The sequence below is a fragment of the Acidovorax sp. WCS2018Noco2-16 genome (genome assembly GCF_031843945.1).
In the GTDB taxonomy this organism is placed as follows: Bacteria; Pseudomonadota; Gammaproteobacteria; order Burkholderiales; family Burkholderiaceae_C; genus Paracidovorax.
The window spans coordinates 11,684-35,049 of the sequence record NZ_JAVTJJ010000009.1; the positions used below are offsets into that span (position 1 = coordinate 11,684).

At 59.8% G+C, this 23,366-nt stretch carries 21 protein-coding genes and 1 riboswitch; of the genes, 11 read left to right on the forward strand and 10 right to left on the reverse strand.

Features of this window, described 5'->3' with window-relative positions; translation table 11 throughout:
* Window positions 1–94 precede the first annotated feature (94 nt).
* Together ahcY and RQI28_RS15810 are read right to left on the reverse strand one after the other, a co-directional pair.
* The gene (gene ahcY / locus RQI28_RS15805; protein WP_311222515.1) at window positions 95–1,525 is read right to left on the reverse strand and encodes an adenosylhomocysteinase; all 1,431 of its coding nucleotides are present in this window, start codon (window positions 1,523–1,525) and stop codon (window positions 95–97) included.
* A gap of 83 nt (window positions 1,526–1,608) precedes the next feature.
* A riboswitch (S-adenosyl-L-homocysteine riboswitch) is annotated at window positions 1,609–1,691 on the reverse strand.
* Window positions 1,692–1,728: 37 nt separating this feature from the next.
* On the reverse strand, window positions 1,729–2,979 hold the full coding sequence (locus tag RQI28_RS15810) for an MFS transporter (RefSeq protein ID WP_311222516.1): 1,251 nt from the start codon (window positions 2,977–2,979) through the stop codon (window positions 1,729–1,731).
* A 210-nt stretch (window positions 2,980–3,189) separates the two neighbouring features.
* Between RQI28_RS15810 and RQI28_RS15815 the strand changes: the two genes are divergently transcribed.
* The 7 genes from RQI28_RS15815 (at window position 3,190) to RQI28_RS15845 (ending at window position 11,073) form a co-directional block, all read left to right on the forward strand.
* Window positions 3,190–4,818, forward strand: coding sequence for a peptide chain release factor 3 (locus tag RQI28_RS15815; protein ID WP_311222517.1), 1,629 nt, complete (start codon window positions 3,190–3,192; stop codon window positions 4,816–4,818).
* Window positions 4,819–4,821: 3 nt separating this feature from the next.
* A complete protein-coding gene (locus RQI28_RS15820; RefSeq protein WP_311222518.1) occupies window positions 4,822–6,183 on the forward strand; it encodes a hypothetical protein in 1,362 nt (453 codons plus the stop codon).
* Between the two features lie 12 nt (window positions 6,184–6,195).
* A complete protein-coding gene (locus RQI28_RS15825; protein ID WP_311222519.1) occupies window positions 6,196–6,543 on the forward strand; it encodes an EamA family transporter in 348 nt (115 codons plus the stop codon).
* 1 nt (window position 6,544) lies between these two features.
* A complete protein-coding gene (locus RQI28_RS15830; protein WP_311222520.1) occupies window positions 6,545–7,552 on the forward strand; it encodes a glycosyltransferase family 2 protein in 1,008 nt (335 codons plus the stop codon).
* A gap of 4 nt (window positions 7,553–7,556) precedes the next feature.
* On the forward strand, window positions 7,557–9,392 hold the full coding sequence (locus RQI28_RS15835; RefSeq protein ID WP_311222521.1) for a hypothetical protein: 1,836 nt from the start codon (window positions 7,557–7,559) through the stop codon (window positions 9,390–9,392).
* A gap of 205 nt (window positions 9,393–9,597) precedes the next feature.
* Window positions 9,598–10,464 (forward strand): HAD-IIB family hydrolase, encoded by an 867-nt coding sequence (locus RQI28_RS15840; RefSeq protein WP_311222522.1) that lies wholly within the window; start codon window positions 9,598–9,600, stop codon window positions 10,462–10,464.
* Window positions 10,465–10,791: 327 nt separating this feature from the next.
* Window positions 10,792–11,073: a hypothetical protein gene (locus tag RQI28_RS15845; RefSeq protein WP_311222523.1), complete on the forward strand. Its 282-nt coding sequence runs from the start codon at window positions 10,792–10,794 to the stop codon at window positions 11,071–11,073.
* A gap of 178 nt (window positions 11,074–11,251) precedes the next feature.
* On the opposite strand, the gene RQI28_RS15850 is transcribed toward RQI28_RS15845, so the two are convergent.
* Window positions 11,252–12,214 (reverse strand): tripartite tricarboxylate transporter substrate binding protein, encoded by a 963-nt coding sequence (locus RQI28_RS15850; RefSeq protein ID WP_311222524.1) that lies wholly within the window; start codon window positions 12,212–12,214, stop codon window positions 11,252–11,254.
* Window positions 12,215–12,632: 418 nt separating this feature from the next.
* Here RQI28_RS15850 and RQI28_RS15855 point away from each other — a divergent pair, with 418 nt between their 5' ends.
* Window positions 12,633–13,979, forward strand: coding sequence for a hypothetical protein (locus RQI28_RS15855; RefSeq protein ID WP_311222525.1), 1,347 nt, complete (start codon window positions 12,633–12,635; stop codon window positions 13,977–13,979).
* 78 nt (window positions 13,980–14,057) lie between these two features.
* On the opposite strand, the gene RQI28_RS15860 is transcribed toward RQI28_RS15855, so the two are convergent.
* The 7 genes from RQI28_RS15860 to RQI28_RS15890 all read right to left on the reverse strand — a co-directional run bounded on the left by RQI28_RS15860 (window position 14,058) and on the right by RQI28_RS15890 (window position 20,040).
* Window positions 14,058–14,483 carry a hypothetical protein gene (locus RQI28_RS15860; RefSeq protein WP_311222526.1) on the reverse strand — a complete coding sequence of 142 codons (426 nt, stop codon included), beginning with the start codon at window positions 14,481–14,483 and terminating at the stop codon, window positions 14,058–14,060.
* 123 nt (window positions 14,484–14,606) lie between these two features.
* Complete coding sequence (locus RQI28_RS15865) at window positions 14,607–15,344, reverse strand: amino acid ABC transporter ATP-binding protein (RefSeq protein WP_311222527.1); 738 nt, start codon at window positions 15,342–15,344, stop codon at window positions 14,607–14,609.
* Window positions 15,345–15,405: 61 nt separating this feature from the next.
* Window positions 15,406–16,074 carry an amino acid ABC transporter permease gene (locus tag RQI28_RS15870; protein WP_311222528.1) on the reverse strand — a complete coding sequence of 223 codons (669 nt, stop codon included), beginning with the start codon at window positions 16,072–16,074 and terminating at the stop codon, window positions 15,406–15,408.
* Window position 16,075: 1 nt separating this feature from the next.
* Window positions 16,076–16,804: an amino acid ABC transporter permease gene (locus tag RQI28_RS15875; protein ID WP_311222529.1), complete on the reverse strand. Its 729-nt coding sequence runs from the start codon at window positions 16,802–16,804 to the stop codon at window positions 16,076–16,078.
* Window positions 16,805–16,918: 114 nt separating this feature from the next.
* Window positions 16,919–17,821 (reverse strand): transporter substrate-binding domain-containing protein, encoded by a 903-nt coding sequence (locus RQI28_RS15880; protein ID WP_311222530.1) that lies wholly within the window; start codon window positions 17,819–17,821, stop codon window positions 16,919–16,921.
* 123 nt (window positions 17,822–17,944) lie between these two features.
* Window positions 17,945–18,832, reverse strand: coding sequence for an amino acid ABC transporter substrate-binding protein (locus tag RQI28_RS15885; RefSeq protein ID WP_311222531.1), 888 nt, complete (start codon window positions 18,830–18,832; stop codon window positions 17,945–17,947).
* Between the two features lie 260 nt (window positions 18,833–19,092).
* Window positions 19,093–20,040 (reverse strand): LysR family transcriptional regulator, encoded by a 948-nt coding sequence (locus RQI28_RS15890; RefSeq protein WP_311222532.1) that lies wholly within the window; start codon window positions 20,038–20,040, stop codon window positions 19,093–19,095.
* Between the two features lie 211 nt (window positions 20,041–20,251).
* Between RQI28_RS15890 and RQI28_RS15895 the strand changes: the two genes are divergently transcribed.
* From RQI28_RS15895 to RQI28_RS15905, 3 genes are all read left to right on the forward strand, one after another.
* Window positions 20,252–20,845 (forward strand): TRAP transporter small permease, encoded by a 594-nt coding sequence (locus tag RQI28_RS15895; protein WP_311222533.1) that lies wholly within the window; start codon window positions 20,252–20,254, stop codon window positions 20,843–20,845.
* Window positions 20,842–22,140, forward strand: coding sequence for a TRAP transporter large permease (locus RQI28_RS15900; protein ID WP_311222534.1), 1,299 nt, complete (start codon window positions 20,842–20,844; stop codon window positions 22,138–22,140). The genes RQI28_RS15895 and RQI28_RS15900 overlap by 4 nt, the downstream gene beginning before the upstream one ends.
* A 63-nt stretch (window positions 22,141–22,203) precedes the next feature.
* Window positions 22,204–23,238, forward strand: coding sequence for a DctP family TRAP transporter solute-binding subunit (locus RQI28_RS15905; protein ID WP_311222535.1), 1,035 nt, complete (start codon window positions 22,204–22,206; stop codon window positions 23,236–23,238).
* Window positions 23,239–23,366 lie beyond the last annotated feature (128 nt).

Here is a 23,366-nt window from a genome sequence, read left to right on the forward strand (position 1 = left end):
CTATTATTTTTATAGCAAATCAATTATCAACCAAGCCACAGGCCGGCAGGCCACCAAGGGCTTGCCGGCCTGTCGCCACCGATCCGCCCTGCGATCAGTAGCGGTACGTGTCGGGCTTGTAAGGGCCGCTCTTGCTCACGCCGATGTACGCGGCCTGCGTGTCCGTCAGCTCGGTCAGCACGGCGCCGACCTTCTTCAGGTGCAGGCGCGCGACCTTCTCGTCCAGCAGCTTGGGCAGCACGTAGACCTTGCCGACTTCATAGTCGCCCGGCTTGGTGAACAGCTCGATCTGCGCGATGGTCTGGTTGGCGAACGACGACGACATCACGAAGCTGGGGTGGCCCGTGCCGCAGCCCAGGTTCACCAGGCGGCCCTTGGCCAGCAGAATGATCTTCTTGCCGTCCGGGAAGGTGATGTGGTCCACCTGGGGCTTGATCTCTTCCCATTCGTACTTCTCGATCGACGCGACGTCGATCTCGTTGTCGAAGTGGCCGATGTTGCAGACGATGGCCTGGTCCTTCATCTTCGCCATCGTGTCATGGGTGATGATGTCCTTGTTGCCCGTCGTGGTCACGAAGATGTCGGCCTTGTCGGCGGCGTAGTCCATCGTCACCACGCGGTAGCCTTCCATCGCGGCCTGCAAGGCGTTGATGGGGTCGATCTCGGTGACCCACACCTGGGCGCTCAATGCGCGCAGCGCCTGGGCGGAGCCCTTGCCCACGTCGCCATAGCCGGCCACCACGGCGACCTTGCCGGCGATCATCACGTCTGTCGCGCGCTTGATGCCATCCACCAGCGATTCGCGGCAGCCGTACAGGTTGTCGAACTTGGACTTGGTGACCGAATCGTTCACGTTGATCGCGCGGAACAGCAGCGTGCCCTTGGCGGACATCTCGTTCAGGCGGTGCACGCCGGTGGTGGTTTCTTCCGTCACGCCGATGATCTCGGCCGACTTGCGCGTGTACCAGGTCGCATCTTCCGACAGCTTCTTGCGGATAGAGGCGAACAGAATGCGCTCTTCTTCGCTAGCGCCATTGCCGGCTACCAGGGACGCGTCTTTCTCGGCGCGCTGGCCCAGGTGCATCAGCAGCGTGGCATCGCCGCCGTCGTCCAGAATCATGTTGGGGCCTTCGCCCGCACTGCCCTTAGGCGCAAAGTCGAAGATGCGGTGGGTGTAGTCCCAGTAGTCTTCCAGCGACTCGCCCTTGATGGCGAAGACCGGCGTTCCCGCGGCGGCGATGGCGGCTGCAGCATGGTCTTGCGTGGAAAAGATGTTGCACGATGCCCAGCGCACGTCAGCGCCCAGGGCCTGCAGGGTTTCGATCAGCACAGCGGTCTGGATCGTCATGTGCAGCGAGCCGGTGATGCGAGCGCCCTTCAGCGGCTGGCCGGCGGCGAACTCTTCGCGGATGGCCATCAGGCCGGGCATCTCGGTTTCGGCAATGCGGATTTCCTTGCGGCCCCAGGCGGCAAGGGAAATGTCGGTGATGGCCTGGTCGGCTTGTGGCTTGAGAACTGCGCTCATGGTTTTCTCCAATCAAGGATGGGTATGAAAACCACGCGAGCCGGGGCAAGAGATGAAGGCAGTCACTCACCGCACCGGAACAGCGTGGGTGAGCGTCGTTGCGAAGATACCGGCTTCCGAGCCTCACGCCCCGCTGTTGGGTGACGCTGCAACGCTCCTCGGAAAGGCGCGTATTGTACAAAACCCGCTGGTGCCTGCCCGGGTCAATCGCTGGCGCGGGTGTGATGGGGGCCGGCAGCTCTCAGCCGCACGGCACCCCCCAGGGCCAGCATGAGCAAGGCCATGCAGAACAGCACCACCGCGGGCCACTGGCCCTTTTCCCAGAACCCACCCGCCACCACGCCCAGAACGCTGGAGGCCATGTAATAGGCCAACAGGTATATCGACGATGCATGGCCCTTGGAATGCAGTGCCGCCGCGCCCACCCAGCCGCTGACCACCGCATGCCCGCCGAAGAAGCCGAGGGTGATCAGGCAGATGCCGGCGATCATCGCAGCCAGGTGCGCAGGCAAGGTCAGCAGCACGCCGGCGGCCATGAGCAACACACAGCCGATCAGCACCACCGGGCGGCCCAGCCGGTCGGCCAGCGCGCCCGCCCAGGGCGACGCGCACATGCCCAGCAGATAGGCGCAGAAGATCAGCCCGATCTCGGCCTGCCCCAGCCCGAACACTGGCGACGACAGGCGAAAGCTCACCAGGTTGAAAACCGACACCAGTGGACCCACCAGCAGGCATCCCACCGCAATCAGCAGGGGCAGTACCGGATTGCGCAAATGGTCACGCCAGATGCGGGCCTGCTGGCGCACGCCCCCGCTTGCCGCACGAACGAAACGCCGAGAAGGCGGCAGCAACAACACGAAGCCGATGGCGACCAGCAGGTCGATCACGCTGACGATGACCATTGCCTGGCGCCAGCCGAAGGCATCGGTCAAAAGCCCTACGCCCACCCGGCCGACCATGCCGCCAAACGCGGTGCCGCCGATGTACAGCCCCATGGCGAAGCCCAGGCCGCGCGTGTCGATTTCTTCGGCCAGGTACGCCATGGCCACGGCGGGCACCCCGCCCAGCAGCACGCCTTCAAGCGTACGTGCGGCGAGCATGGTGGCCCAGTTGGGCGACAGCCCCGCCAGCAGGTTGCACAGCGCGGCCAGCGCCATCGAGCCGAACATCAGCCAGCGGCGGCCCACCGCCTGCGACACCACACCCGCCACCAGAATGGACACCGCCAGCGCAGCGGTGCTGGCCGAGAGCGCTACGGAGCTGGCCGCCGCACCGATCTGGAAATGCCGCGCAAATTCCGGCAGCAGCGGCTGCACGCAATACAGCAGCGAAAACGTGGCGAAGCCTGCGAAGAACAACGCGATGGTGATGCGCCGGTACGCGGGCGTGCCCACCTCCGCACCGGCTGGCAAGGTCGTTTGGGGCAAAGTCGGGCGTTGGGAAGAAGTCGTCATGCAAATCGCCGCAGCGGATGTGGGTCGCGATTCTGCTCGGGACTGCCGGGCTCTGTCCAACAAGAGGCTCGGAACCTGCCCAAGGGTTGCGCCGCTAGAATCCCAGCGATCCATTCCGGCCTGCGGCAGTGTGACTTCACCCCACGCGCACGGCCCTTGCGGGGCGCCTAGCGCTGCTGCACGCCTTTACACGCCTATCCGAGCTGCCCCTTGTCTTACGCCCCAGAAACGCGGCGCCGCCGCACTTTTGCCATCATTTCCCACCCTGACGCGGGCAAGACCACGTTGACGGAAAAGCTGCTGCTTTTCTCGGGCGCCATCCAGATTGCCGGCGCGGTAAAGGGCCGCAAGGCCAGCCGCCACGCCACCAGCGACTGGATGGAAATCGAAAAGCAGCGGGGCATTTCCGTCGCGTCCTCGGTGATGCAGATGGCCTACCGCGACCACGTGGTCAACCTGCTCGACACGCCCGGCCACAAGGACTTTTCGGAAGACACCTACCGAGTGCTGACTGCCGTCGATTCGGCCCTGATGGTGATCGACGCTGCCAACGGTGTGGAAGCGCAGACGCGCCGCCTGATTGAAGTCTGCCGCCAGCGAGACACACCCATCATCACCTTCGTCAACAAGATGGACCGCGAAGTGCGCGACCCGCTGGACATCATGGACGAGGTCGAGCGTGAACTCGGCATGCCCTGCTGCCCCATGACCTGGCCCGTGGGCCAGGGCAAGCATTTCGGCGGGATCATCAACCTGCGCACCAAGGCCATGACGGTCTTCGAGAGTGGGAGCGAGCGTCGTCCGCAAGACTTTGAAGCTATCCCGCTGTCGAATGAAGACGCCTTGCGCGGGCGCTTCGGCGCTGAGTTCGACACCGCGCTGGAAAGCATGGAGCTGGCTGTAGGCGCATCGCCCGCCTGGGATCAGCAAGCCTTTCTGGCAGGCAAGCTCACGCCCGTATTCTTTGGCTCCGGCGTGAACAACTTCGGGGTGATGGAGGTGCTGGACGCGCTGGTCGACATGGCCCCCTCGCCCGGCCCGCGCGTGAGCACGCTGCAAGTCAACAAGCAGCCGGTGGTCAAGACGATTCAGCCTGAGGACGAAGGCTTTTCGGGGGTGGTGTTCAAGGTGCAAGCCAACATGGACGCCAACCACCGCGACCGCATCGCGTTCGTGCGTGTGGCCTCGGGCCGGTATACCCCGGGCATGAAGCTCAAGGTACAGCGCACCGCCAAGGAGCTGCGCCCGACTTCTGTCGTCACCTTCATGTCCCAGCGCCGCGAAGCGGTGGAAGAGGCGTATGCAGGTGACATCATCGGCTTTACCACGCACGGCGGAGTGCAGCTAGGCGACACCATCACCGACGGCGCCAACCTGCAGTTCACCGGCCTGCCCTTCTTTGCGCCAGAAATGTTCATGACCGTGGTGCTGAAGAACCCGCTGCGCACCAAGCAACTGCAGCAGGGCCTGGCGCAATTGGGGGAAGAAGGCGCCATCCAGGTCTTTAAGCCTGATGCGGGCGGCAACATGCTGTTGGGCGCCGTGGGGCAGCTGCAGTTCGAAGTCGTGCAACACCGGCTGAAGACCGAGTACGACGCTGACATCCGGCTGGAAAACTGCCAGTACACGGGCGCGCGCTGGATAACGGCCGACAGCCCTGCCGAACTGCGCGCATTCACCGACGCTTATCCGTTGTGCCTGGCGCACGACGCCGCCGATACGCTGGCGTATCTGTGCACCAGTCCGTATGACGTGCGACTGGCGCAGGAGCGGTTTCCGAAGATTCGGTTTCACCCATTGCGCGAGCATGCGGGATTGGCTTTGCAGGCTGCGGAGTAAAGTATGAAGAGTATTTTCTTGGATGATCCGAAATCAAATTTCAAACCATTTGTAATAATCCTATTTTTACTTTTATTTGTTTATGGATTCTGGCTCTCGGTGTTTTGGCCTGGAGTTTTAGGAGAAGACAGTTACTCTATTCTATTAGAAGTTGAAAACCCTGGAATTCATAATTCAGGAAAACCGGCATTCTGGCTCTATTTTGTAAGAATATTTTATGAAAATAGCCGTCTGGCAGAGTTGCCCATTGCAGCTTTGCTGACTGTTGCCGCTGTGGTTTTTGCACGAATTATAGGATGGTGCTGGTCTGAGCGTCTCTTTAAGACCGCGCTCTTTTGTTTTATTTTTATTTGTCTTGCACCCCATCTTATTTTTTTCATGGGGAACTTATATCCCGATGGCGTTTATTCAGCATGTGTTGCAGGTTTATTATTTGAGATTTGGCTGGTGGCAACCAAACGCCGAGCCTCGGCATCAAACCTTGCAATGCTCGCGATAACAATTCCTTTTGCGGCATTTGCGCGACCTAACGGAATTGTATTTCTTGCTCCGGTTGCCATACTCCTGTTTTTTACCGTCAAATCTAGTCGCATTTGGATTGCAGCAATACTTATCGGGTGGTGCTCTATTATGGCCTTTGCCACCGCCAATCAGGGATCAAGAGGACACGGCGCACTATATCCGCTAGTCATCTTTGAAACCGTCAACTTTCTCCAGCCAAGGCCCATGAATTTATGGACCGCGTCGCCACGAGTATCAGCACTCACTATTGAAACACTTAAAAAACATAAGCCAATCGATAACTACTTGAAATTCTATGACCCAGATTATTGGGACCCATTGCAGTTTCAACCCGAAGGCCCACGTGCACTTACGTTCCCGCGAGAAGATCAAAAAATTATAGTCCGCGAATTTTTCACATATAACCTGTGGCGAAATATTCCAAAATTCCTTGCAAGCAGAGTCAATATCTTCATGGTTTCGGCTTTTGCTCAAGGAGGCATTCCCAGCTTTGAATATGCTGAGCATGTTTTGAAAATCCTCCACACAAACTCATCGTATCGAAAATTCGCACTAAGCAAATCGGAAGAAGTCTTAAAAAAAATTCATGAGGCGAGTTATAACACTCGAATGTTATTTTGGACACCATTTCTAGGAATTGGCTTATTAATATGGTCTCTTGTTATAGGAATACGGGAGGGAGACGCAGCACTACTGATAATTTGCACTCCCATGGCGGTGCAACTAATTGCTATTTTTGCGTTCTCCATCGCCGGGGAATACCGTTACTTGCTGCCTTTTTTCACGCTACCCCTAGTTCTCCTTCCCGCTTGGGCGACCCGTCGCGCCACTATTCCAAATTGATAAGCTTCCCATATGTCTTTACTACTCACAATATCAACGATACTTTGTGTTTTTGGAATCTCGATTGGACAGATGCTTTTCAAAAAAGCAGCTACCGCACTTCCGCCAGAAGCAGTCTGGCAAGACTGGCTTTTTAATGGATGGTTACTTAGCGCATTCGCGCTTTATGGACTGACCACAATCGCATGGGTTTGGATTCTTAAGCATGCTCCATTGCACATTGCCTACCCATTCATGGGATTGGCTTTTTTAATTGTCCCACTTCTAGGTTGGTTATTTCTTCAGGAGCCGGTTCATCCGAGAACATTTATCGGCGGCGCGCTCATACTAGCTGGCATAATCGTGACAGGACGTACCTAAAATGCTAATCGAAGCTCAAAAAAAAATAGCGGTGGCGATTCCCAGCTACAGGGTAACAGCTCATGTACTAGCTGTCATTGAAGCCATTCCCGATATAGTCACCCGCATTTATGCAGTGGACGATGCATGCCCTGACGGCAGTGGCGCCTTTATTCAAGAAAATTGCAAGGATCCTCGAGTTGTTGTATTGTTCAATACTGAAAATCAAGGTGTTGGAGGGGCTGTTATTAATGCTTATCGCCAAGCAATCGAAGACAGCATGGATATAGTTGTCAAAATTGACGGGGATGGCCAAATGGATCCGAAGCTTTTGCCATTTTTTTTAAGGCCCATTTTATTGGATGAGGCAGATTATACAAAAGGCAATCGATTTTTCAGGCCAGAATCCATTCGCGGCATGCCATCGATCCGTGTCTTTGGCAACGTTATGCTATCCTTCATTACAAAACTTAGCTGCGGTTATTGGTCGAATATGGATCCCACTAACGGCTACACGGCCGTGCACACCCGTGTTCTTCGTGAAATTCCACTAGACAAGTTAGAGCGGCGTTATTTCTTTGAAACTGATATGCTGTTCAGGCTAAATGTCTTGCGGGGCGTGGTTTGCGACATTCCCATGGATTCAATTTATGCCGATGAGGAATCACACCTCAAAGTGCGCAAGGTATTACCTGAGTTCCTGGGAAAGCACGCGTCGAGACTTGTACGCAGATATGTTTACAGCTATTTAATTAGGGATTTCAATGTCGGTACCTTATATAGTATATTTGGCATACTATTTTTAATAATTGGCTTAGGCTTTGGAATGTGGCATTGGATATTGAGTGCGGTAACCGACCAGACTGCGAGTAGCGGCACGGTTATGCTTGCGGCGCTCCCGATTATAATTGGGATCCAATTTTTAATTGCATTTTTGCATTATGATGTAAGCAATGTGCCTACAAAAGCGTTAAGCCCCCAGCTTTCTTACGCTGCCGCGATTCATTCGAAGCTAGGAATTCAGGATTGACCTCATGAATCAGTCGCTCTTTCGTTCGGGGCTATTTATTAGCTTTGGATTTGCCCTCATATTCCCCGTCAGCTCCCAGAGCATTACGCACCCGAAACTGTGGGTAGTGCCAGCCATTGAAGGCCTTCAGCTCTGCGATGCGGCAGTGAATGATCCGAATATCAGCAACCTAGAGATCGCCTACGCAAAATGCAAGGAACTCAAGGACGACGGCGCAGCGGCGGTGACGCGCCTTCTAGACACCTTAGAGCCGGGCGGGCCTAAGGGGAACGTTCAAGTTGGATACACAGCCACCCTGCAGTTGCTCGATCTGTACCGCCAGACGCCCAAGGGCTGGGAAATCGATGAGGACAAGGTCAACGCGTTTTTTCGTACGGTGGAGAAGATCAGGCGGCCGGTCGTGTTGTATCTTTCTTCCAGTCATTTCGACTCGCAGGGCCCAATCACCCACGAGTTACGGAAGGATCCGCGTAACGTTATGCAATTGAAGGATGGCAAGCCCCTGGAATTGGGCTATTTCGGTTACAGCATCGTGCCCTACACGTTGTTGCCCGATGCCACCATCCCGGTCAATAAATATCGGTTTGAGGCTTTGCGCTACGTTGCCAAGCGCATTAGGGCGCTGCCAGCTGCCGTGCAGCAACGGGTGGTTGCGATCACTTTAGCGGGCGAACTTCATCAGATGTTCCCGGACTTTGAAAACGGCATGGGAGCCTATTCCGATATCAAGGTAACCGACTATAGCCCCGGCTCCGTCGCGGGTTTCCGCACTTGGCTTGAGAGGAAGTACGGCACGGTCGGAAGGATGAAAGCTCAGACGGGTCTGGGCTATACGGCTTTTAATGTCATCGACCCGCCATCCAAGGACATCCGCAAGGAGCCGCTCACTATGTTCGGCGATCACTACGACGCCTTCGCGGACGGCACGCTTCCACTCTCGGGCTGGCTATGGGACCCGTTGAAGAAAATCACCCGACTCGATCTGTACGTTAATGGGAAGCGTGTGGCAGAAGTGCCCTATGGCCTGAATCGGCTGGATGTCTACCGCGCGGAAGCCGCAATCACTAGCGCCAATACCGGCTTCCGGTACGACTTGGACTACAGCCGGATGCCCGCAGGAAAGCACCGCACGCAGATCATCGCCGAGACAGCCACGGGCAGGTTCCAGCTGGCCGAGCGCGATTTCGTCGTGGTGTCCAGGGACCAGAGCCGAGTTTCCGACAAGATTCCCGGTTCGGTGACGGGTTTGAAGGAAGCTGACAAGCTGGAAGGCGTCCGATCATGGCTAGACCTGCCCAAATCGCTGCAGGACGTGTATTTCAATCCACTGGCTCGCGACTGGAATGAATACCGCGAAACGCAGGTGCGCGACTTTCTTTCGGCGTTCAATGATGTTGCTCTGAAAGCCGGGTTGCCGGCCGACAAGCTCTATTCCCACCAAATTATGCCGCAGGTCAATTCCACGTGGAATCCGCAACTTTTCGCGGTTGGCTCGAGCATGGCCTCGGATGTCTCGTGGAAACAGGGACTCAACATGTATGGCGGTGCGGCGGACAGCGCGTGGGTCCGCAAATTCCTGGCAGACCGCAAAATCACGGGCTACGGCGTGCCCGAGTTCAATCCTCAGCAGTGGAAAACCAAGGGTGTGCACCTGGCAGCCCTACAGAGCCATCTTCAAGGTGGGGCTCGGTTCGTTAGTCCCTACTACTTTTCAGTGATCCCGGAAAAGTTTAAGGGCGCCGCCCAACATGGTGTCAACCGGATGGAGATAGGCCCGAACAATCCGGCGGACGGCTCCGATGCCTTCTACCAAGCGATCATTGAGTTTGCGCGGCAGTGACGCGTTGCCCAGCATATATTTTGCACCCCTCCATAGAGACCTTTAGCAGTTTCGAGGACACAGGCTGGTGAGCTCAATGCAAGGGGCCAGCCCCGTATGGCGGAGTCGGATGACCCCGAAAACACTTAGCCGATTTAGATCACCGCCTCAGGCGCTTCATATTTACAAGCTGACCCCTTCTTTACATCGCTGACATTCTGCGCCAATGAAATCTTTAGCTTTGTGGCCTGAGTGCGACGCAGCACGCATCCGTGGCGTTTTTACCGATATTGACGACACCTTGACAACCGACGGTGTCATTACTCCCGAAGCTCTCATCGCACTTTCTGCCTTGAAGGCTGCGGGCCTCATCGTGATTCCCATCACGGGCAGGCCAATTGGGTGGTGCCAGGCGTTCCTCGACGGCACCCATGGCATGCCCTTGCCGGTCGACGCTATGGTGGCCGAAAACGGCGCGGTGGCTTTCGTCCGTGGCAATCGAGCGCCCAATACGAACGCCGCTCTGCCGGAGTTTGTTAAACGTTACAAGGAAGACGGCGCAACGAGGGCAGCGCACGCGGCTCGTTTGGCAGAGATCGCAAAGCAGGTGGCTGCCGAAGTGCCCGGCGCAGCGCTGAGTCGCGACAGTGCCGAGCGAGAAACTGATATCGCTTTCGATTACGCCGAGTTTGCTTGCCTTCCCAAAGAAATGGTGCGCCAAGTCCTAAAGGTACTGCAGCGATCCGGTCTGCACACCACTGTGAGTAGCATTCACATCCACGGCTGCTTTGGTAACGTCGATAAATGGCAGGGCGCCCGCTGGATTGTGCGTGAGTACATGCAGAGAGACCTAAGCCGGGAACTCGCCGATTGGGTCTTTGTTGGCGACTCAGGTAACGACCAAGCTATGTTCCAGCATTTCACTAACAGCGTGGGAGTAGCCAACATTGCTCGCTTTGTACCGGAACTCCAGAACTTGCCACGTTACATCACCCGAGAAGAACGGGGTGCAGGATTCGCCGAAGTGGCGCAGGCCATCCTGGCGGCACGACGGGTGAAACAGCCGATGATGGCCCATTGTCAAATCACCTGAGCACTTTTTTTCATCGCGTGCAAAACCCAAGGCTTTTTTAAGCTCACCACGTCTGAGCATTCACAATGTTTCTAATGTGAATAATCGGAGCTATAGAAGGTATTTTGCTGAACCCGTGCGCGCCCGGAAAGGAGCAAGTATTGTAGGACGCCCGGCTGTGCCGAAACGATGTTATGTCATTTAGTAAACGCGCGTTATACGTTGTTTGACGGCGCTTACCTCTCGAACCATGTTCGGCGTACGGCGCCCATGCCCCTAATTGTCGGCCGCTTGTTCGATTAAGCAGGGGCAAGAGATATCGTGGTAGAACTGCTAAAGTCACCTACTATGGACCCGATCAACACACTCAGACAATGGCAGGCCCTCGACCGTTCACGCCCTACCCTGCCCGGCGAAAATCTTTTGGTGGCAGGCCTTGGCCTGGCGCTGATTGCCGTTTCATTGCGGTCTGATCGTCGCGGCACGGCGGCGGTACAGGCTGCGGCGGGGGGTGCTTTGCTGCTGCGTGCAGCACGCAACTGCGATTACCTGACCCAGTCGCCTGAGCCGCGTCGGGCGCCCGCTTGGGATGCACATCTGGAAGATGCGCGCGCTCTGGGTCTGGACTGATCCGAGAGCGACTTTATCGGCGCAGCCGATGCAGGGCGAGGCCCTGGCCTTGGGGTATGAGGCCAATAACTAGCAGGGTCTCTATCAATCCTTCAATCAATCAATATTCGATATCAAATAGGCCGCTAACGCTTATGCAGCAAGCGTTAGTAGCTATTAATTTTGTAGCGAATGCTGACTACGGCGCTTTCGCCAGGCCCAGTTTTTCTACCAGCGCCTTCTCGCGCGCAAAGGTGGTTTCGGCAAACTTTTGGTACGCAGGAGTGCTCATGTAGATGGGCACCATGTCGTAGCGACCCAGCGCTGCACGGTAGCTTTCCTGCTCCATGGCTTGCTTGAAGGCGTCATGCAACCGGCGAACGACGTCGGGTGGCGTGCCGCGCGGCGCGCCAAGGCCGAAAGGCGAGTTCTGCACCACGTCGATGCCCACCTCCTTGAGCGTGGGCGCATCCGGAAACTTGGCCAGCCGCTCGGCGCCCCAGGTGTTCAGCACCCGCAATTTGCCAGCTTCGACCTGTGGCGCAAAGCCGGTGGAGTCGGCTGCGGCCATCAACTGCCCACCCAGTGTGGCCTGCATCAGGTCGGCGCTGCCCTTGTACGGCACGTGCAGCAGCTGAATGCCCAATTGCTGGGCGATAAGTTCCATCGTCAGGTGGGGGCTGGTCAGCGTGCCGGTGGAGCCATAGCTGAGCTTGCCGGGGTTGGCCTTGGCATAGGCCACGAAGTCGGCCCAGGTCTTGAAGGGCGAGTCGGCAGGCACGACCACGCCGAAGGCATAGCCTGTCAGGTTCAGCACATAGCTGATGTCCTTGACCGGATGCCAGTTGATCTTGGTGGTGTAAGGCAGGCGAAAGACACCCAGTGGGATCTGCGCGACGGTGTAGCCGTCAGCCGCTGAAGTTTGCAGCGCCTGTGCGGGCAGCGTGCCGCCAGCGCCGGGTTTGTTGTCGATGATGACGGGCTGGCCCAGCACCTTGCCGGCCTCCTCGGCCAGCATGCGCATGGTGATGTCGGTAGGGCCGCCGGCCGGAAACGCGACGATCAGTTTGATGGGCTTGGAGGGAAAGGCTTGCGCGCGGGCGACGAATGCGGGTGCGGCCAGAGTGGCTGCGGCGAGTTGCACGAGATGGCGACGATGCATGACTACGGAATTCCTTCGGATACGGACACAGAGGACGATGTCTCTATTGCACCGCATACCGAGCCATGCGCCCACGCCGGAAACCCTGACGACTGTCCCGCACGCGTCAATAGGGCGTCTTGACTCTGGGAATGGAAAAAGGCCCAAGCGCTTTAACGCCTTACATCTGACGCTATTTATCTAATAGCAGATGCAGATGCACTTCAGCGACTTGCAGTGACGGCAGCATGTGCCCGGGGCTACTTCCTACAGGCCTCGCCGGAAGGAGCCGACAGCCCAATGCCCGAGCGCCCCCTAACTTCGGTGACGTTGCCTGCGCACGCCCGACGCCCTTCGCACCAACAAACGATGGAATCACCACGGTTCCTACCATCCGTCTTGCCTTCCGATGTTTCCACGTTCCCCGAAAGGAAGCTCCATGTCGCCGCACCGTATCGCGCCCATCGCCATGGGGTTGCTGTTCGTGCTCATCGGGCTGGTGGTGGGCACCGCTGGCGTGTGGCTGATGGCGCTGGGCGGATCGTGGTACTACCTGCCTGCGGGGCTGATGATGGTGCTGACCGGCCTGCTCCTGCTGCAAGGCAGTCCGTCGGCCCTGTGGGCGCATGCGGCGCTGCTGGCAACCACACTGGCGTGGTCGCTGTGGGAATCAGGGCTGGACGGCTGGGCGCTGGCTGCACGCAGCAATGTGGTGTGGCTGCTGGGTTTGGTCATGCTGACCCCGTGGTTCACGCGGGGCCTGGATGACTCGGTACCGGTTGCCGCGCGCCGGGGCCTGGCCACTGCGCTCGCCTCGTTTGCCGCCGTGGGCCTGGGTGCAGCGCTCTATTCCAGTCCAGCGACAGATCGGACAGCCCGGGCCGACTCGGCGGCTGTGAGCCTGGGTGTATCGCCAAAGACTGCCTTGGTGGCAGACGGCGCCATGGTGCGTTGGCCTGCTGAACGCAGTCAGCACCTTGCGGCACGTGCGCTGCCTGCCGTGCTGGAAGCACCAGAGATGCTGTCGTCGCCTTTGCCTCCGACCTCGACATGCCCCAGCGTTCTGCTCGTGCCCGCTGCGCAGGGGCGCTTGGTCGCGTTCGATACGGCCGAAGGCTCGGATTGCACCGACACGGCCGATGCCGGCGGTGAAGGCGGTGATGGCCAAGGCTTGAACGTCATCGAATTCCCGCCGTTCAAAGGCTTCATCGATCAGGTCAGCTGGCATGCTGCCGCAGATGCACTGCACGGCGGTGCCGGCTCGCCTGCCCTGAGCGGCGCCGATATGTGGGGGCTGACGCTCTTCGATCAGCTGGCATGTCGCATCGCCTTCGAAAAGATGCGCTTCGATGGACGCTTTGCGCGGCCCATGGCAATGGGGCTTTTGATGCAGATGCCACAGCCTGGCGGGCGCGAACTGGTGGCGTCCGGACCGTCAGCCCTGGTGTTCACCGCCGAAGTCGTGACTTTGCCCAGCGACGCCGCATCGCGCCGCCTATCCGTGCCGGCCGCTGGCGCCCCGCTCATGATTCGCGCAACCGCGCCTGCACTTGCCGCCGGCCCTGCGCACGAAGCCGGCAGTTCGCCAGCAGCGCCTTACGGAGTGCGGCTGCAACCTTTTCTATCGCCCATCGGCCTGCCTTGCCAGGCACCGCCCTGGCGGCTGCATCAGCCTCCTGCGGCCCAGCGGGTATTGCAGCAGCCACCGGCAGGATCCGTAGTGCCGGGCTATCTGCGTTCGGGTCGTCCGGTGGCAGCAGCCGAAGCGGATGCTCCTGCGCTCTAGGCACCGCGCTCAAGAAATTTGAGCTAAATCGGCCTGCAGCGCTTTACCTATAAGCGCTAATAGCTACTATTTTTATAGCTAACGTGTAGGACTCGCCACATTTACACGCTCGACCTGCAGTGGGTGCGCGTCGCAGCCCGTCCCTGCCGATATCCAGCGCCGCGCCAAGCCACGCAGCCAGCGCAGGGCCCACGGTCTTCGCCAACCGGTAACGCCGGCCGGGTCGGTCAGCAAGCCGCAGCGGTACTGCACAGCGGACTCGTCCCAGCGCAACGCCATGCAAGCGCCGTGGCGCCTGCGCGATACCAGCATGCCCAGCGGACAGGGCTCTGCCAGGCAGCACAGGCCGCAGCCGTTGCATGGCGTGCCCCACGCGGGCTGTGCCGGGGCGTCGGCATGCCACTGAACGGTTTGCCAGTCGGCTGACGGCAAGGCGCTGCGGTCGGATGAACCATCGGGCATGGTGGAAGCTGGGCGCAGGATGAACTGAACGGAAGCGTGCATTTTGCTCTCGCCGCCCGCTCAACGGGCGCGCCCAGAGTGGCTTCAGAACGGAGAAAAGCGCCCGCAGGCGCCTTCCACTTGGGTCGCAACCCGCCACCTTGCAGACAGCGGGTCAGCACGCCATCAGTGCTGCAGGATCTTGTTGAGAAATTCCTTGGTGCGCGGTTGGCGGGCGTCCGGGTTGCCGAAGAAATCGTCTTTGGGGCAGTCTTCCAGAATCTTGCCGCCCACGTCCATGAAGATGACGCGGTGGCCGACCTTGCGGGCAAAACCCATTTCGTGGGTCACGCACATCATGGTCATGCCTTCGTTGGCCAGCGCTACCATCACGTCCAGCACTTCGCCCACCATTTCGGGGTCGAGCGCCGACGTCGGCTCGTCGAACAGCATCACGATAGGGTCCATCGACAGCGCACGGGCAATCGCCACGCGCTGCTGCTGGCCTCCCGAGAGCTGACCCGGAAACTTGTCCTTGTGCGCCGACAGGCCCACGCGGTCAAGCATCTTCAGTCCGCGCTTCTTCGCCTCGTCCTGGCTGCGGCCCAGCACCTTCACCTGTGCAATGGTGAGGTTTTCCGTCACCGACAGGTGAGGGAACAGCTCGAAATGCTGGAACACCATGCCGACCTGGCTGCGCAGTTTGGGCAGGTTGGTCTTGGGGTCGTGCGCAGCCACGCCGTTCACCCAGATCTCACCTTTTTGCACCGGCTCCAGCGCATTCACGGTCTTGATCAGCGTCGACTTGCCAGAACCCGAAGGGCCGCACACCACGACCACTTCACCCTTTTTGATGGTGGTAGAGCAGTCGTTGAGCACCTGGAAGCTGCCGTACCACTTGGAGACGTTCTTGAGTTCAATCATTTGCTTTATTCCTCACTCACTCAATTCACTGTTCGTCAGTTCGTTGTTGCTGCCGGGGCGATCAACGGATGATGGCAATCTTGCGATGCAGCCGCTTGACGAGCCACGATAGCGCAAAGCACATCACGAAGTACACCACCGCAGCCAGCAGGTAGGCCTCGATGGGCCGCCCATAGTTCTTGCCGGCCGTCTCGAAGCCCTTGAGCATGTCGTAGGCGCCGATGGCGTAGACGAGCGACGTGTCCTGGAACAGGATGATGGTCTGCGTCAGCAGCACGGGCAGCATGTTGCGGAACGCCTGCGGCAGGATCACGAACTTCATGTTCTGGCCGTACGTCATGCCCATCGCCTGGCCGGCAAAGACCTGGCCACGCGAGATGGACTGGATGCCGGCCCGCATGATCTCGCTGAAGTACGCGGCCTCGAAGGCTACGAAGGTAATCACCGCCGACATCTCCGCGCCAATGGGCTTGCCCACCATGAAGGGCACCAGCAGGAAGAACCAGAGAATCACCATCACCAGCGGAATGCTGCGCATGCCGTTGACGTAGATGGTGGCGGGCACTTCCAGCCACTTCTTGCCCGACAAACGCATCAGCGCCAGCACGGTGCCGAACAGAATGCCACCGATGGTGGCCACTACCGTCAACACGATGCTGAAGTAGAAACCCTTCAGGACGAACCTGCTGATGATGTCCCAGCTGTAGAACGAAAAATCGAGATTCATCATGTCAGTGGCCTCCTGCGCCGCTGGACGCGATGAAGCCTGGCACCCGCGAACGCTTTTCGATGAACGCCATGATCCGGTTGATGGCGAATGCGGAGATCACGTACAGGCCAGTTACCGCCAGGTAGACCTCGATGCCGCGAGACGTTTCTTCCTGCGCCTGCATGGCGAACATGGTGAGTTCGGCCACCGACACGGCAAAGGCCACGGACGAGTTCTTGAAGATGTTCATCGTCTCGCTGGTCAGCGGCGGAATGATGATGCGAAACGCCATGGGCAAGAGCACGTAGCGGTAGTACTGGAACGTGGTGAAGCCCATTGCCATCCCGGCGTAGCGCTGGCCACGCGGCAAGGCCTGAATGCCCGCACGCACCTGCTCGGCAATACGCGAAGAGGTAAAGAAACCCAGTGCCAGCACCACCAGAATGAAGCCCGACAGGTTCTTCATCACGGGGAACATCGCCGGCACCACGTGGTACCAAAGAAAAATCTGCACCAGCAGCGGGATGTTGCGGAACAGCTCCACCCACGCATTGCCGAAGCCGACGAGAAATTTGTTGTCCGGCAGCGTGCGAATCGTGCCGATCACGGAGCCGATGACCAGCGCGATCACCAACGCCAGCAGGGCGACGGACACCGTCCAGCCCCACGCGGAGAGCATCCACTGCAGGTACGTCGGGTACTCACCGCCCGGATCCTGCAGGAACACTTGCCAATCCCAATTCGATCCCATGGGAATTCCTTTTTTAATGATTTGTCATCCACCGTGCTCCGGCGGCTTCAGGGCCTGCTTACAAAAAACGCCCACTCGCGTGGGCGTTTTTGACGGAGACGGGCACCGGAGTGCTTAGTCCTTGAGCGTGTACTCTTCAGTAGGCTTGTCGTTGGGGTTGGCCCATGCAGCTTTGGTTGCATCGCTGGCTGGCAGGCCGATCTTCACGTTGTTCGGCGGAATGGGTTGCAGGAACCACTTGTCGTAGAGCTTGGCCATCTCGCCGGACTTCATCATCGCCTTGATGCTGTCGTCCACCACCTTCTTGAAGGCCGGGTCGTCCTTGCGGATCATGATGGCGATGGGCTCCACGCTCAACGTTTCGCCAACGATCTTGAAGTCAGCTGGTGCCTTGGACTTGGCGATGTTGGACGCCAGAATCGAGCCGTCCATGATGAAGGCGTCAGCGCGGCCCGATTCCAGCAGCAGGAAGCTGTCGGAATGGTCCTTGCCGAACACTTCCTTGAACGTCAGGCCATCGGCACGCTTGTTCTTGCGCAGAGTTTGCACGGACGTGGTGCCGGTCGTCGTGGCAATGGTCTTGCCGTTCAGATCCTTGATGGTGGCGATGCCGGAATTGGCCTTGACGGCGATGCGCACTTCTTCCACATAAGTGGTGACGGCGAAAGCGACATCCTTCTGGCGAGCCTGGTTGTTGGTGGTCGAGCCGCACTCGATGTCCACCGTACCGTTTTGCACCAGCGGAATGCGGTTTTGCGACGTCACGGGCTGGTACTTGGTGTCCAGCTTGGCCAGGCCCAGGTGCTTTTGCACGTCGGAGATGACCTTGGCGCACACGTCGTAATGGAAACCGGTGTACTTGCCGTCGCCCAGGGTGAAGGAGAGGCCGGATGACTCACGCACGCCTTCGGTAATCGTGCCGGACGCCTTCACCTTGGCCAGCGTGTCGCCAGCCTGGGCAAAAGCGCTGCCTGCGGCCAGAGCGGTAATGGCCACAGCCAACAGATGTTTCTTCATGAATATCTCCTTAACTTGCGAATACAAAAAAACAGAGGCTTTCATTCTAGGGGCGGGTGCCACGCAGACAACCCGCGTAAACCAGCCTCTGGAACAGGGGGTGCCCGGCCGTCATGCAGCCGGTCAGAACGGGACCTGATCGGTGGGGTATTTCCAGAAATCACGCAGCAGATAGCTGACAGGAAGATTCAGCGCCCGGTTACTGGGCGGAATGGGTTTGGCAAACCACTTGTCGTAGATGGGGTAGATCTCGCGACTGGTGATCAGACGGCGCATCTCGTCGTCCACCAGCTTCTTGAATTCGGGGTCGTCCTTGGGCAGCATGATCGCCAGGGGCTCGGTGGTAACGAAGCGTCCCACCACCTTCAGCGCCTTCGGGTCGGGCCGGTTGGCGGCCAGGCCATAAAGCAGCACGTCGTCCATCACAAACGCGTCGGCTTCGCCCTTTTCCACCATTTCCAACGCCTTGCCGTGCTCAGGAGCTTCCAGCACGGTGATGGCCATGCGCCGCTCGCGGATCACCTGCTGCACCGCCTTCAGCGGGGTAGTGCCCTGGGTGGACACCAGCTTCTTGCCTTCCAGGTCTTCCAGCCTATCGACCGTGCTGGCGCTGCTCACCAGCAGGCGCGCACCGGTGATGAAGTGCGGAATGGTGAACGCCACCGACTGGCGCCGCTCGGCGTTGTTGGTGGTGGATCCGCATTCCAGGTCGGCTTGGCCCTTGCGAATGGCATCGATGCGATTGGCTGGTGTGACCTGGAGGAATTCAACCGGCATGTCCTTCATGCCAGTCTTCTTGCGCACCATCTCGGCGATGCGCAGGCACAAGTCGATGGCATAGCCCACGGGCTTGCCCGCATCCACATACGAGAAAGGTACAGCCATTTCACGGTGGGCGATGACCAGCTTGCCGCCACCAGCGATCCGCGGCAAAACACCTTGCGCAGACGTGCCCAGGGCGCAACTGAGCGCAACGAGCCCGACAGCGAATTTCCAGTGCCTCAAGATCATGAAGGGTTTCGAAATGTGAAGATGCAAACCTGAAGCAAGCTTTGCGCCAGCATACGCCGCGCATTTCTGCGTGCAGCGATTGAAAGCGCTGTCCATGGCTTGGAAACCGACTGTAAATGCGGTGTCTCTGCCTTACCAATGCCAATGCGGACCAATGTTATGCGCAACTCACATACATCGGGTTAACCCTTGCATAACCTTGGGTGCGAAAAACGGCTTTCAATCAGCCTGAAGCTGCATGTACAGCCGCCCCGTCCCATTCACCCAGCAGAACGCACCAATTCGGAGCTTTGGTTCTGCAAGTAAGACCACAGCGATTGCGCCATGCCCTTGGCGGGCTCCTTGCCGGAGGGTTTTTCGCGGTACGCACGCACCTCCATCACCATCTGCAGATCGTCTACTCCGGACGGAGCTGCGCTGACGAGGCGCCGGGCACGCAGCTCTTTCTTCACCGCGCTGTGCGGCAAAAAGGCCACGCCGTGCCCCTCCAGCGCCATAGCCTTCAGGCCTTCGGCCATGTCGGTCTCGTACACCCGGTCAAGGTGGATGGCGGTGCCTGACTGCTTGAGGATCAATTCGGTGACGCGGCCCAGATAAGCGCCCGGAGCGTAGCCCAGATAGGGCAGCGGCTGGCCTGGCCGGCCTGGAAGGCAAAAAAGCGGCTGCCCGTCTGCACCGGCCTTGGCGTAGGGTGAAATCACCTCCTGCCCCAAGGTCACCATTTCATACCGGTCGGCGTCGAGCTGAAAAGGTTGCGAGGGGTGGTGGTAGGCAATCAACACATCGCAGCCGCCTTCCACCAGGCGCAAGACCGCGTCGTGCACGTTCAGCGCGATGAGGCGGCTCTTCAGAGGCCCGAACTTCTCGCGCAGTCCGGACACCCAGGCCGGAAAGAACGTGAAGGCCAGCGTGTGCGGCACGGCGAACTCGATCATGTCCTTGCCCGCGCTGGTGTGGGCGCGCAGCATGGCGCGGGTGTTCTGCAGCGCCTGCAGCATCTCCAGCGACTGGTCGTACAGCGTCTTGCCGGCCGCGGTCAGCCGCGTGGGGTACGAGCTGCGGTCCACCAGATCGGTGCCGGCCCACGCTTCGAGCGCCTGGATGCGGCGCGAGAAGGCCGGCTGCGTCACATGCCGCAATTGCGCCGAACGGCTGAAGCTACGCGTTTCTGCCAGACTGACGAAGTCTTCAAGCCACTTGGTTTCCATGGCGCGCATTATGTTCGCGGCAGGAAGCCGGCCAGCGGATGCTGCACTGCGGGAACACCCCACGCCGATGCGCGCACCTTTGGTTGCAAAATGCCCCGTAGCGCCCACCGCGCCGTTTTTCGTCCAGGCCGCCAGTCCACAACACTGGCCGGCAGAGTGACCTTCTTGCCGCTTTGCCTCCTTGTTCGATTCTCCCGACTCTCTGCCTTCCATGTCCGCACATCCCCCGTCCGGCCCCACGCCGGACGCCACCGCCACCGCCACTGCCGCCGGCGATGCCCACGCACCTCCCCGCTCCCTGCGCATCGAAGACTGGCTCACCGTCATCGTGATGGCGCTGCTGGCGCTAATCACCTTTGCCAACGTGCTGGTGCGCTACTTCACCAACTCCTCTTTTGCCTGGACGGAAGAGATCTCCGTGTTCCTGATGATCGTGCTGGCGCTGGTGGCGGGCTCGGCCGCCGTGGCGCGCGACCGGCACATCCGCATCGAATGGTTCGCCGAACGCGGCTCGCCCGCACGGCGCCGCTGGCTGGCGCAGTTCGGTGCGGCGCTGGTGGCCCTGCTGTTCGGCGTGGTCGCCGTGCTCAGCGTGCGCGTGGTCTACGACGACTTCCGCTTCGACGAAACCTCGCCCGGCATCGGCGTGCCGCAGTGGTGGTATTCGATGTGGTTGCCCATTCTGTCGCTGCTGATCACCTGGCGCGCCATCGGCCTCTACATCCGCCGTGGCCGCCAGCCCGATGCGTTCTTCACCGACGCCGGCGGCGATGTCCAGGGCTTGCCGCCGGAGCGCAAGCCATGATCGCGACGCTGCTCTTCGTCGCCTTCCTCACGCTGATGTTCGTGGGCGTGCCCATCGGGGCCGCATTGGGCCTGGCCGGCGTTACGGCCATTGCGCTGGCCAACTATGAAACGCAGTGGCTCGGCTTGCTGGCCGTGCCACAGAACTTCTATGCCGGCCTGGGCAAATACCCACTGCTGGCCATCCCGATGTTCGTGCTGGTGGGCTCCATCTTCGACCGCTCGGGTGTGGCGCTGCGGCTGGTGAACTTCGCCGTCGCCATCGTCGGACGCGGGCCGGGCATGCTGCCGCTGGTGGCGATTGCGGTGGCGATGTTCCTGGGCGGCATTTCGGGCTCGGGGCCAGCGAACGCGGCGGCCGTGGGCGGCGTGATGATCGCGGCCATGTCGCGCGCGGGCTACCCGGGCAGCTTCTCGGCCAGCGTGGTGGGCGCGGCCGCGGCCACCGACATCCTGATTCCGCCCTCGGTGGCGTTCATCATCTATTCGGTGTTGGTGCCCGGTGCCTCGGTGCCCGCGCTGTTCGCCGCCGGGATGATTCCCGGCGTGCTGGCCGGCATCGCGCTGATCGTGCCGGCCGTGTGGCTGGCCCGCAAGCACAAGATGGGCGCGCTGGAATCGTCCATGCCCCGCCCCGCATTCTGGAAGAGTCTGCGCGAGGCGAGCTGGGGCCTGGCAGCGCCGGTGCTGATCCTGGGCGGCATGCGCGCCGGCTGGTTCACGCCCACCGAAGCCGCCGTGGTAGCGGTGTTCTACGGCCTCTTCGTGGGTATGTGCATTCACCGCACTATTTCGCTGCGCGATCTGTTTCCCATCCTGCGCGAAGCAGGCGAGCTGTCGGCCGTGATCCTGCTGGTGGTGTCGCTGGCGGGCATCTTCGCGTTCTCGCTGTCCACGCTGGGCGTCATCGACCCGGTGGCCAACGCCATCGTGCATTCCGGCCTGGGCGAATACGGCGTGCTGGCGCTGCTGATCCTGCTGCTCATCACCGTCGGCATGTTTCTGGACGGCATCTCAATCTTCCTGATCTTCGTGCCGCTGCTCTTGCCCATCATGAACCACTACCAGTGGGATCCGGTGTGGTTCGGCGTGATCCTCACGCTGAAGGTGGCACTGGGCCAGTTCACGCCGCCGCTGGCCGTGAACCTGATGGTCTCGTGCCGCATTGCGGGCGTGCGCATGGAATCGACCGTGCGTTGGGTCGGGCCCATGCTGCTGGCGATGGGCGTGGTGATGCTGCTGGTCATCGCGTTCCCTCAGCTGGCACTGTGGCTGCCCGCCCGCCTGGGCTATTGAATTAGTTGAGTGAATGAATGAATCGAGTGAGTTGAATCCAAACAAGCCAAGGAGACTGAAACCATGAAACTGCGCACCTTCCTCACTTCGGCCGTAGCCGCCGCCGCTGCACTGGCCTTCACCGCTCCCGCCGCGATGGCGCAGAACTACAAGAGCGAATACCGCATGTCGCTGGTGCTGGGCACCGCCTTTCCGTGGGGCAAGGGCGGCGAGCTGTGGGCGGGCAAGGTGCGCGAGCGCACGCAGGGCCGCATCAACATCAAGCTCTACCCCGGCGTGTCGCTCATCCAGGGCGACCAGACGCGTGAATTCAGCGCACTGCGCCAGGGCGTGATCGACATGGCCATCGGCTCGACCATCAACTGGTCACCGCAGGTCAAGCAGCTCAACCTGTTCTCGCTGCCCTTCCTCTTCCCCGACTACGCCGCCGTCGATGCGGTGACGCAGGGCGACGTAGGTAAGAGCATCTTCCAGACCCTGGACAAGGCCGGCGTGGTGCCGCTGGCCTGGGGCGAGAACGGCTACCGCGAGATCTCCAATTCCAAGAAGGCCATCAAGAGCCCTGCCGACCTCAAGGGTATGAAGATCCGCGTCGTCGGCTCGCCGCTGTTTCTGGACACCTTCACCGCTTTAGGCGCCAACCCCACGCAGATGAGTTGGGCCGATGCGCAACCCGCCATGGCCAGCGGCGCCGTGGACGGCCAGGAAAACCCCGTGTCGGTCTACATGGCCGCCAAGCTCTACACCGTGGCGCAAAAGCACATCACGCTGTGGGGCTACATGAACGACCCGCTGATCTTCGTGGTCAACAAGGACATCTGGAACAGCTGGACGCCCGCCGACCGCGAGATCGTCAAGCAAGCCGCCATCGACGCCGGCAAGGAACAGATCGCCATCGCCCGCAAGGGCATGGTCGAAGCCGATAAGCCGCTGCTGAAAGAAATCGCCAGCCACGGCGTGACCGTGACCCAGCTCAGCGCCGAAGAGCGCGAGGCCTTCACCAAGGCTACCCGCCCGGTGGTGGACAAGTGGAAGGGCCAGATCGGCGCCGACCTGGTGGGCGCGGCCGAGAAGGCGATTGCGGCGCGCAAGCCCTGAACGAACGACCCGTTCACACGACCCGAAGCCCCGCACTGACGGCAAAGCCAGGCCAGCTAAACCCGTTCGCCCTGAGCCTGTCGAAGGGCTTTTGCGTGCCGTGCCATGGCTTCGACAGGCTCAGCCCG

Coding starts and splice junctions, on each gene's coding strand:
- ahcY (WP_311222515.1), bottom strand. CDS start 1,525: ATGAGCGCAGTTCTCAAGCCACAAGCCGACCAGGCCATCACCGACATT.
- RQI28_RS15810 (WP_311222516.1), bottom strand. CDS start 2,979: ATGACGACTTCTTCCCAACGCCCGACTTTGCCCCAAACGACCTTGCCA.
- RQI28_RS15820 (WP_311222518.1), top strand. CDS start 4,822: ATGAAGAGTATTTTCTTGGATGATCCGAAATCAAATTTCAAACCATTT.
- RQI28_RS15825 (WP_311222519.1), top strand. CDS start 6,196: ATGTCTTTACTACTCACAATATCAACGATACTTTGTGTTTTTGGAATC.
- RQI28_RS15830 (WP_311222520.1), top strand. CDS start 6,545: ATGCTAATCGAAGCTCAAAAAAAAATAGCGGTGGCGATTCCCAGCTAC.
- RQI28_RS15835 (WP_311222521.1), top strand. CDS start 7,557: ATGAATCAGTCGCTCTTTCGTTCGGGGCTATTTATTAGCTTTGGATTT.
- RQI28_RS15840 (WP_311222522.1), top strand. CDS start 9,598: ATGAAATCTTTAGCTTTGTGGCCTGAGTGCGACGCAGCACGCATCCGT.
- RQI28_RS15845 (WP_311222523.1), top strand. CDS start 10,792: ATGGACCCGATCAACACACTCAGACAATGGCAGGCCCTCGACCGTTCA.
- RQI28_RS15850 (WP_311222524.1), bottom strand. CDS start 12,214: ATGCATCGTCGCCATCTCGTGCAACTCGCCGCAGCCACTCTGGCCGCA.
- RQI28_RS15855 (WP_311222525.1), top strand. CDS start 12,633: ATGTCGCCGCACCGTATCGCGCCCATCGCCATGGGGTTGCTGTTCGTG.
- RQI28_RS15860 (WP_311222526.1), bottom strand. CDS start 14,483: ATGCACGCTTCCGTTCAGTTCATCCTGCGCCCAGCTTCCACCATGCCC.
- RQI28_RS15865 (WP_311222527.1), bottom strand. CDS start 15,344: ATGATTGAACTCAAGAACGTCTCCAAGTGGTACGGCAGCTTCCAGGTG.
- RQI28_RS15870 (WP_311222528.1), bottom strand. CDS start 16,074: ATGATGAATCTCGATTTTTCGTTCTACAGCTGGGACATCATCAGCAGG.
- RQI28_RS15875 (WP_311222529.1), bottom strand. CDS start 16,804: ATGGGATCGAATTGGGATTGGCAAGTGTTCCTGCAGGATCCGGGCGGT.
- RQI28_RS15880 (WP_311222530.1), bottom strand. CDS start 17,821: ATGAAGAAACATCTGTTGGCTGTGGCCATTACCGCTCTGGCCGCAGGC.
- RQI28_RS15885 (WP_311222531.1), bottom strand. CDS start 18,832: ATGATCTTGAGGCACTGGAAATTCGCTGTCGGGCTCGTTGCGCTCAGT.
- RQI28_RS15890 (WP_311222532.1), bottom strand. CDS start 20,040: ATGGAAACCAAGTGGCTTGAAGACTTCGTCAGTCTGGCAGAAACGCGT.
- RQI28_RS15895 (WP_311222533.1), top strand. CDS start 20,252: ATGTCCGCACATCCCCCGTCCGGCCCCACGCCGGACGCCACCGCCACC.
- RQI28_RS15900 (WP_311222534.1), top strand. CDS start 20,842: ATGATCGCGACGCTGCTCTTCGTCGCCTTCCTCACGCTGATGTTCGTG.
- RQI28_RS15905 (WP_311222535.1), top strand. CDS start 22,204: ATGAAACTGCGCACCTTCCTCACTTCGGCCGTAGCCGCCGCCGCTGCA.